This window comes from Sulfitobacter sp. (assembly GCF_041552635.1).
In the GTDB taxonomy this organism is placed as follows: Bacteria; Pseudomonadota; Alphaproteobacteria; order Rhodobacterales; family Rhodobacteraceae; genus Sulfitobacter.
In genome coordinates, this window is record NZ_JBFEKM010000161.1 from 1 (window position 1) to 9,093 (window position 9,093).

The window sequence follows — 9,093 nt, forward strand, 5'->3', positions numbered from 1 at the left end:
AGGTTTTCGGCCACGCTCATCCGCGGCGCACAGGCGTTGCGCAACGGTTCTTCGGGAAGATAGCGGATTGCGTGGGCGCGCGCTTCGGCGCGGGTCGCGGTGTAGGGGCTGCCGTTGACTGTGATCGTGCCATCTCTGATCCGGCGCTGGCCGGTCAGAATCTCCATCAGCTCCATCTGGCCGTTGCCGGAAATGCCCGCAATCCCCAGGATTTCGCCCGCATGCAGGGTCACGTCGTCAATTTCGATGTCTTTCAATCCGGTACGATCCGATGCCTTGATGCCATTCAGGGTCATCACCGGTTGGCCTTGGGCACCGATGCGGGTGCGTTCGCTGACCACTGGGGCCTCGCCCATCATTGCGCGGCTCATCTCGTCGATGCTCAGCTCGGCAACGGCACCGCCGCCGACATATTTGCCGCGCCGCAGGATCGACACATGATCGGCAAAGGCGCTGACTTCGCGGAACTTGTGGGTGATCATCAGAACCGTGATTTCACCCGCGCGGGCCAGCGCACGCACATGGCCCAGAACTTCGTCCGCCTCGGATGGGGTCAGGACAGATGTCGGTTCATCCAAAATCAGGAAACGGTTGCCTAGGTACAGCTGCTTGAGGATCTCGAGTTTTTGCTTTTCGCCCGCAGCCAAGCGGCTGACCGGCTGGTCCAGCGGCACTGAAAACGGCATTTTCGCCATGAACGCATCCAGTGCCACGCGTTCGTGCCGCCAGTCGAGCAGGGCGGGGGTATCGGTGCGGCTGATCACCAGATTTTCGGCGGCAGTCAGCGACGGGACCAGCGTGAAATGCTGGTAGACCATGCCAAGCCCCAACGATTGCGCCACCTTGGGGTCGGTCATGCGGGCCTCTTTCCCTGCGACCAACAGCTCCCCTTCGGTGGCGTGGTAAAAGCCCATCATACATTTCACGAGGGTAGATTTTCCGGCCCCGTTTTCGCCCAGCAAAGCGTGGACCGTGCCTGCGGGGATGGCGATGGACACCGCATCAAGGGCGGTAAAACCCCCGAACCGCATGGTCATGTTCAGCGCTTCGACGCTGATCGCGCCATTTTCGTGATCGTATTTCATAGCGTGTTCGCAGCCTTTGGCCGCCCTCGCAGCATCAGACCAGCCCCGCGATCAGCTTGGCGCTGTCGGTGACAGCCCCGAATACGCCGCCCTGCATGGTGACCATCTTGATCGCGGCGGCATGGTTGCCGGGGTCGGTCGCGCCGCAGCAATCTTCGACGATGACGCATTCAAAGCCGCGATCATTCGCCTCGCGCATGGTCGTAGACACGCAGACATCAGTGGTGATGCCGGTCAGGATCAGGTTCGTGATGCCTTTGGTGCGCAGGATCAATTCAAGATCGGTGGCGCAAAAACTGCCTTTGCCGGGTTTGTCGATGATGATCTCACCGTCCAGCGGGTAAAGGTCGGGGATGATGTCCCAGCCCGCTTCGCCGCGGATCAGGATCTTGCCGCAGGGGCCCGCGTCGCCGATGCCCGCGCCGATTTGTTGACTGCGCCAGCGTTTGTTGGGCGGCAGATCGGACAGGTCCGGGCGGTGGCCTTCGCGGGTGTGAATGATGTGATAGCCCTTGGCGCGCATCGCGGCCAATAGCGCCTTGATAGGTTCGATAGGCGCTTGGGTCAGCGACAGATCATATCCCATGTGATCAACATACCCGCCCTTGCCGCAGAAATCGGTCTGCATGTCGATCACGATCAACGCCGTGTTGTCCGGCCGCAGGTCACCGTTATAGGGCCACGCATAAGGGGTGCTGTCGATGGTGTTCACAGGCGTTTGGGTCATTGGCCCGGTTCCTTTTCACCGAACTTGCGGTTGGGCTTGGGAAAGCCGAAATCGGTGCCGTCTGTCACCTTGACCTCATCCTCCCATGGCAGCCGGTACGACCCGGCGGCCAGATCGGTCATATAGGTATAGGGGCAATCCTGTGCGCCGCCTTGAACGGCGACATAGCCGCGATGCCCGAACTGATAGGGGTTGTTTTCCACACCCCAGCCTGCGCGGGCTTCGCGCACCAGATCGGGGCGAACCTCGGCGGTAATAATCTCGTCGGCACGGCCGGTTTTTCCGTGGGCGATGACGGTGCCTTCGTGGTCGATGATCATGCCTTCGCCCATGCTGTCAAAGGTGCCATCGGACCCGCACATGCAGACGTTCGCGGTGACCATCAGGTTGCAAAAGCTGTTGGACTGGTTGGTGAACCGCCACGCCTGCCGGATCGGCGCGGTATAGCCGGCGGTGCGGATCATGATTTCCGCCCCTTTGTAGGCCGCTTCTCGGGACATTTCGGGGAACATGCCGTCGTGACAGATGATCAGACCGATCTTGGCCCCCTTTGGACCGGTACAGACGGGAATACCCATATCGCCCGGCTCCCATGGCTCGACCGGGACCCACGGGTGCATCTTGCGGTAATACAGCTGTACCTCGCCTTGGTCGTCGATGATCAGGCCAGTGTTGAAGGGATGGCCGCCCGGATTGAGCTCCATAATCGAAAAGCAGCCCCAGATTTTGTTGTCGATGCAGGCTTGCTTTAGCGCGGCGACCTCGGGGCCATCCATGGTGCACATGATTTCGGGGTTGGTGTCCATCGACAGGCCGTGCAGCATATATTCGGGGAAAACGACCAGATCCATCGTGCCCATATTGCGCCGCGCCTTGCCGACCAGTTCAACCACGCGCGCAGTTTGCGCGGTCAGCTGTGCCTTTGTCTCGACCACGGGCAGTTTCAACTGCACCAGCCCTAGCACCACACCGTTTTCGGATTTGTTCAATCCACCAAAACCATTCATCTCATATACTCCTTACTTAGTCAGGCTCAGTTCCAGCGGCGCGCCTTGGACGGCGCGGTCGGGGGAACTGGTCAGGATGAGCAGCACCAGCGTCAAAACGTAGGGGGCTGCGAAAAACAGGTAATAGCCTTCGGACACGCCGACCGATTGCAGGGCAGGGCCAAGGGCACCGGCACCGCCAAACAACAAGGCTGCCCAGAAGCAATTGATAGGGTTCCAGCGGGCAAAGATCACCAGCGCGATGGCCATCAGGCCTTGGCCTGATGAAATCCCCTCGGTCCAACTGCCGGGGTAATACAGCGACAGATATGCCCCGCCGATGCCCGCCAAGGCACCGCCCGCCGCCGTCGACAGCAGGCGCACGCGGTCAGGGTCCAACCCCATGGCGCGCGCCGCATCGGTGCTGTCGCCCACGACACGGATGGTCAGGCCGATGCGCGTCGATTTGAACATCCACGCCATGGCGACGGCCAGAATGCCGCCCGCGATGAACAGCACGTTGACCTGCAACGCCGCCTGCACCTGCGGGACGCTGGACCAAAAGCCCAAGGGGATCGCGGGCAGATCAGGGGCTTGCGGCTGGATGTAGGGTTTACCGAAAAAGAAGGCGAGACCCATGCCGAAGAGCATCATGGCGATGCCCACAGCGATGTCATTGACGCCTTTGAACTTGCAGATCCAGCCATGCAGCAGGCCGAAACAGGCACCGGCGAGGGCAGCAGCCAGCACGCCGATGAACGGATTCCCAGTCTCGAATGCGATGGCATACCCGGTCATCGCGCCAAACACTAAGGTCCCTTCGAGTCCCAGATTGATCCGGCCAGACCGTTCAGTCAGGCATTCACCCAGCGATACAAAGATGAACGGTGTCGAGACGCGGATCGCCCCGCCCAGGATCGCCAGCGGGACGCCCCAAAGTCCGATGTCAACGGGTTCCATCAGCGGGTCCCTCCTGCGTTGGATTTGAAGATACCCAGCCGACCATACAGCGCTTCGCTGAGCAGGATGATTATAAAGACCATGCCTTCGAACACCAGAATTGTGGCATCAGGCAGGTCCATCCGCCGCTGGATCAAGCCGCCTGACGCCTCGATGCCGCCCAGCAGGATCGCGACGGGCAGGATCGCCAGCGGATTGTGCCGCGCCAGAAAGGCCACGAGGATTCCGGTATAGCCATAGCCCGCGATCAGCGATGCGTTGGCTGATCCGTGTACGGCGGCGACTTCGAAGTACCCGGCCAGTCCGGCAAACGCCCCGCCAAGGGCGGTGAACCCGATGACCAACCTGGCGACTGGCAGCCCTTGGATTTGGGCGGCGCGCACATTGTCGCCCGCTATGCGTGCGGCGAAACCGACGGCCGTGCGTTCAATCAGCACCCAGCACAGCAGGCAGGCGATGAAACCTGCCAGCACACCCCAATGGGCAGCAACCAAGGGCATGTCGCCAACGCGCAATCCGTCAGCCAGCGGCGCGGTCGAAGGTTTGTTCAGGCTGGCCGGATCGCGAAACGGTCCTTCGACGAAATGGTTGAAAAGCGCGATGGCGATATAGGCCATCAGCAGCGACGATATGGTTTCATTGACGCCGCGTTTGATACGCAGCGCGCCGATCGCCCCGATCCAAAGCCCGCCCAGCATCATCCCCGCAAGCGCCATCAGGGGCATCCCCAGAATGGCAGGCAGACCCGCAACCGCAGTGCCTGCCACGGCGGCGGCCAAACCACCCAACACAATGGCACCTTCGCCGCCAATGACCACCAGACCCAGCCGCGCGGGCAGGGCAACGCAGAGGGCGGCAAACACCAACGGTGCCACCCGCGATAGAGTGTTTTGCCACGAAAACGCTGATGAAAAACCACCCTTCCAGACAAGGCTGAAAAACTCGACGGGGGATTTGCCCAAGACAATCAGAAAAATACTAAAGACCAAGAAACCGGCCAATAGTGCCCCGAGGGGGATCACCACAGCTTCGGCGCGCAGCACCAGCGCAGAGAAAATCTGCGCTGGTGCTGGCTGTCTGGCCGAATTGGCTTGATCGGTCACGGTCAGTTTCGCGTCGGACATTTTAGCTTGTCGAACCGATGACGCCTTCGACAAGGTAGTCCATGCTTTCGATTGCCACGTCGGTTTCGACAAAGGCCTGCCCGTCGGCGGCGATCACATTGCCCTTGTTATCCTTCAGCGGGCCTTTGATCGCGGCAAAACCCCCTGCGATGATCTCGGCCTTTGTGGCTTCGAACTGGGCGCGGGCGGCGTCGGATACTGCGGGGCCAAGCGGGCTCATCTTGATGAAACCATCGGCCAGACCGCCACGGACAAAGTTGTCGATCGGCGTGCCTGCCATCGTCTTCGATACCATGTCGGTGTAGATGCTGGCCCAGTTCCATTCGGCACCGGTCAGGTACATGTCACCGGCCAGCGGCGTCTGATCGGCGTGATACCCGCAGACATAAGCGCCGCGTGCGGCGGCGGTTTCACAAACGACCTTGGGGCCATCGACATGGCAGGTGATGACATCGCAGCCCTGATCGGCCAGCGCATTGGTTGCTTCGGCCTCTTTTACCGCCAGCGACCATTCGCCGGTAAAGATGACCTGACAGGTGATCGACGGATCGACAGACCGCGCGCCCAGCAGGAACGAGTTGATGTTATTGAGCACCTGCGGGATCGGCTTGGCCGCGACAAAACCGATTTTCTTCGACTTTGTTGCATGGCCTGCTGTCACACCATTCAGATACTGCCCCATGCCGATATAGCCGAAATAGGACCCTGCGTTGGTGGGGTTGCCTTCGGTCCACAGCCCGCCGCAATGTTCAAACCGGACGTCTGGGTATTTCGGCGCAGTTTCAATGATATGCGGGTTGAAATAGCCAAAGGATGTCGGGAACAAAAGCGCCGCACCGTCAAAGTTGATCATCGATTCCATGGTGTTCTGGACATCTTGGCTTTCTGGAACGTTTTCTTCTTCCAGAACTGTGACGCCTTCCATGGCCTTGACGGCAGCCGCACCTTCGGCGTGGGCTTGGTTATAGCCAAAGTCATCCTTGGGCCCGACATAGATAAAGCCGACGGTCAACGCGCTTTGGGCCATGGCCATGCGGGGCAGGCCAAGGGATGCCGCACCAAGGGCCGCGGCAGAGGTGCCAAGAAAATGCCGACGGTTCAGGGATTTAAAGTTGCTCATATCTGCGCTCCAACAGCTTGCGCGCACCAAAGTAGGGCGCGGTTCAGTTTCATCGACTCAGAGCTTAATGAGGTTCAGCGTTGTTGGCTTCTGCTTAAATTTCGCCAAAGCGGTGCAAAAAATGCACCGCTCAATCTATTGGCGAGGCACAGCGAGCGTCAGGCGTCAGCCAGATTTTCCAGCGCACGGGTCAACCCTTGGGCAAATCGTGCAGGGGCTACGGGCAGGGATCGCCCGCGCTGTTGCCCCAGAAAAAGACTGCCGACCGGCACATCGCGCGTCGATACCGGACGCGATACGACTGTGTCATCGCCTTCCAGTTGAAGCCCGATAGGGATTTGAAAGGCCACGGCATTTTCGTGGCGGACATAATGGCGCATGAAATCAAAGCTGTCACTTTCCACGCTGGGGCGCAACGGCCGCGATCCGGCCTTGGCCCCCATTTCCAGCAGGGACCGCACACCGTAATTTGTGCTGGGCAGGACATGGGGAAGGTCCAGGCAGTCGCGCAACCGTACCTCTTGCTTGGCGGCCAGCGGATTGTCCCGGCGCATGATTGCGTGGATGATCTGCGGGCAATGGGAAATGACCTCGAAATCTACGAGGTGGATCGGTTCAAAAACCAGCGCAAGGTCGCTGTCGAACAGGCTCAGGTCCCGTTCCGCCGCCTCGCGGTCGCGGACCATGACGGAAAAGGTGACGCCGGGATGATCCTTGCGGTAGGTGGCGATCTGGTTGGGCAGGAAATACGGGATCAAGGCTTGCGAACAGGCGATGGCGACATGGCCGCGCCGTTCGCCTGCCAGATCTGCGACCTGACCTTGAACGCGGCGCAGATCGGATACTTGCGTTCGGAAATGCTGCATCAACAGCTCGCCCGCCGGGTTCAGCCGGACACCACGCGGCAGGCGTTCAAATATCTCTGAGCCGAATTCCTCTTCGAACCGCTGGATGCGCCGGTTCAGCGCCGATGCGGTGATGTTCATGTCATCTGCCGCCTTGCGGATCGATCCAGCGCGGACAATGCCCTCGATATAGCGCAGGGTTTGTAGGTGTTTCATGGTTTTCGCCCCGAATTTTACGAGTGATGCATTTTTTGCATCGCTTTTGTGAATTCTTAGCATTTGCGTCAGAGGGCGCAACCAAACACAACGGATAGGTGTATAAATTATCGAATGAAGGACCCAAAGCCATGACCGACCTCAGGATGACGATCCCGGATATTCATGCGGCCTATGCTGCGGGTGTCAGCCCCCAAGACGTGGTTGCACAGGTGTTTGACAGGATCGCGGCAGTGGGCGACCCCAATATCTTTATTACCTTGCGCACGCAGAACGACGTGCTGGCCGATGTGGCAGACCTTGGGGATTTCGACGCGGGCAAGTCCCTGTGGGGCATCCCCTTTGTGGTCAAGGACAACATTGATGTGGCGGGCTATGAGACGACAGCAGCCTGTCCTGCCTATGCCTATACTGCCAAAACAGATGCCTTTGTGGTGGCGCAGTTGCGGGCGGCGGGGGCGATATTGATCGGCAAGACCAATCTGGACCAATTCGCCACCGGGCTTGTCGGGGTACGCACGCCATACGGCGCGCCGTTGAATGCGGTCGATCCGGAAATCGTACCGGGCGGGTCGTCTGGCGGGTCGGGTGTGGCGGTTGGCCATGGGATCGTGCCGCTGTCGCTGGGCACCGATACCGCAGGATCTGGCCGCGTGCCTGCCGCGTTGAACAATATCGTCGGGCTGAAACCGACCCTTGGCGCACTGTCTGCCAGCGGTGTGGTGCCTGCCTGCCGGTCGATCGAGACGATTTCGATCTTTGCGCTCACGGTCGGCGATGCCTACGCCGCCTATCAGGTTTGCTGTGCCTATGACCCTGCTGACGCTTTTGCGCGCCCGATTGCGGCCCCCGCGCTGACTGCCGCATCGGCACCGCCGGTGATCGGGATTCCCAGCCCTGACACCATCGAATTCATGGGCGACGCGGTGCAATCGGCTTCCTTCTATGCTGCCGTCGATCTGTTGCGGGCCGAAGGGGCGACCATTCAGGAAATTGATTTCAAACCGCTCTATGACGTGGCGCACATGCTGTACGAAGGCGCGTGGGTGGCCGAACGCTATACGGTGATCGAAGACCTGCTCAAGAGTGATCCGCAGGCCATTCACCCCGTGACCCGCCAGATCATCTGCAAGGCCGAAGACCTGTCTGCGGCGGATGCGTTTCGTGGTATCTACCGGCTTAAAGAACTGGCGCGCGCGGCGGAACCGTCGCTGGCAGGCGTTGACATGCTGTGCGTGCCGACGATCCCGAGGTTTCACACCGTGGCCGAGCTTGAGGCCGATCCCGTCACGCCGAATTCCAATTTCGGGACATATACCAATTTCGTCAACCTGCTGGACATGTGCGGCATTGCCGTGCCGGTGCCTGCGCGCAGCGATGGGCGTCCGGGCAGTGTCACCATGCTGGCCGCCGCAGGCAAGGATGCTGAAATTGCGGTGATGGCGCGCAGTCTTGAGGCCGCTGGTCAGCGTAAGCTGGGTGCCACCAGCTGGGCCTATACGCCACCCCCTGCATTGCCCCAAGGGGCCGCCACAACGCTGCGGTTGGCGGTTTGCGGTGCGCATATGGCGGGGTTGCCGCTGAACCACCAATTGACAGATCGTGATGCGGTGTTCGTGAAAAAGGCGCAGACCTCGGATGCGTACCGGTTCTATGCCCTTGCTGGCGGGCCGCCCGCGCGGCCGGGGCTGGTGCGCGGTGCTGCGGGCTCAGGCGCACCCATCGCGCTTGAGCTTTGGGACGTGCCGCTTGCCCATGTCGGCAGTTTTCTGGGCGGCATTCCAGCGCCCCTCGGGCTTGGCACAATCGTGATGGAGGACGGATCGCAGGTGCAAGGGTTTATGTGCGAAGCAATTGCCACGGCAGACGCAAAAGACATCACTGAAATGGGCGACTGGCGGCGGTATGTCGCGTCTTTGGCAGGCTAGGTTCGCGCTGCAATGGGTCGGGGCGTGCTGCCAGAGGGTGAGGCCACGTCGGCGGTATCAAGAGGGAAATACGCATGACACAGCGCCAAATTCTTTTGGAAG

Annotated in this window: 8 protein-coding genes; 1 reads left to right on the top strand and 7 read right to left on the bottom strand. The window is 60.4% G+C overall.

Annotated elements, in window-relative coordinates; all coding sequences use genetic code 11:
* The 7 genes from ABYT07_RS16450 to ABYT07_RS16480 all read right to left on the bottom strand — a co-directional run.
* Window positions 1–1,085, bottom strand: a 1,085-nt coding sequence (locus tag ABYT07_RS16450; RefSeq protein ID WP_372993120.1) for an ATP-binding cassette domain-containing protein, incomplete at its 3' end; no start/stop codon positions are given.
* A gap of 34 nt (window positions 1,086–1,119) precedes the next feature.
* The gene (locus ABYT07_RS16455; RefSeq protein WP_372993121.1) at window positions 1,120–1,812 is read right to left on the bottom strand and encodes a cysteine hydrolase family protein; all 693 of its coding nucleotides are present in this window, start codon (window positions 1,810–1,812) and stop codon (window positions 1,120–1,122) included.
* Complete coding sequence (locus ABYT07_RS16460; RefSeq protein WP_372993122.1) at window positions 1,809–2,819, bottom strand: formamidase; 1,011 nt, start codon at window positions 2,817–2,819, stop codon at window positions 1,809–1,811. The genes ABYT07_RS16455 and ABYT07_RS16460 overlap by 4 nt, the downstream gene beginning before the upstream one ends.
* A gap of 12 nt (window positions 2,820–2,831) precedes the next feature.
* Window positions 2,832–3,758 carry an ABC transporter permease gene (locus tag ABYT07_RS16465; protein ID WP_372993123.1) on the bottom strand — a complete coding sequence of 309 codons (927 nt, stop codon included), beginning with the start codon at window positions 3,756–3,758 and terminating at the stop codon, window positions 2,832–2,834.
* Window positions 3,758–4,882: an ABC transporter permease gene (locus ABYT07_RS16470; RefSeq protein ID WP_372993124.1), complete on the bottom strand. Its 1,125-nt coding sequence runs from the start codon at window positions 4,880–4,882 to the stop codon at window positions 3,758–3,760. The genes ABYT07_RS16465 and ABYT07_RS16470 overlap by 1 nt, the downstream gene beginning before the upstream one ends.
* 1 nt (window position 4,883) lies before the next feature.
* Entirely contained in the window at window positions 4,884–6,002 is a 1,119-nt protein-coding gene (locus tag ABYT07_RS16475; RefSeq protein WP_372993125.1) for a BMP family ABC transporter substrate-binding protein, read from the bottom strand.
* Window positions 6,003–6,160: 158 nt separating this feature from the next.
* On the bottom strand, window positions 6,161–7,063 hold the full coding sequence (locus ABYT07_RS16480; RefSeq protein ID WP_372993126.1) for a LysR family transcriptional regulator: 903 nt from the start codon (window positions 7,061–7,063) through the stop codon (window positions 6,161–6,163).
* A gap of 131 nt (window positions 7,064–7,194) precedes the next feature.
* Here ABYT07_RS16480 and atzF point away from each other — a divergent pair, with 131 nt between their 5' ends.
* Window positions 7,195–8,991: an allophanate hydrolase gene (gene atzF / locus ABYT07_RS16485; RefSeq protein ID WP_372993127.1), complete on the top strand. Its 1,797-nt coding sequence runs from the start codon at window positions 7,195–7,197 to the stop codon at window positions 8,989–8,991.
* Window positions 8,992–9,093 lie beyond the last annotated feature (102 nt).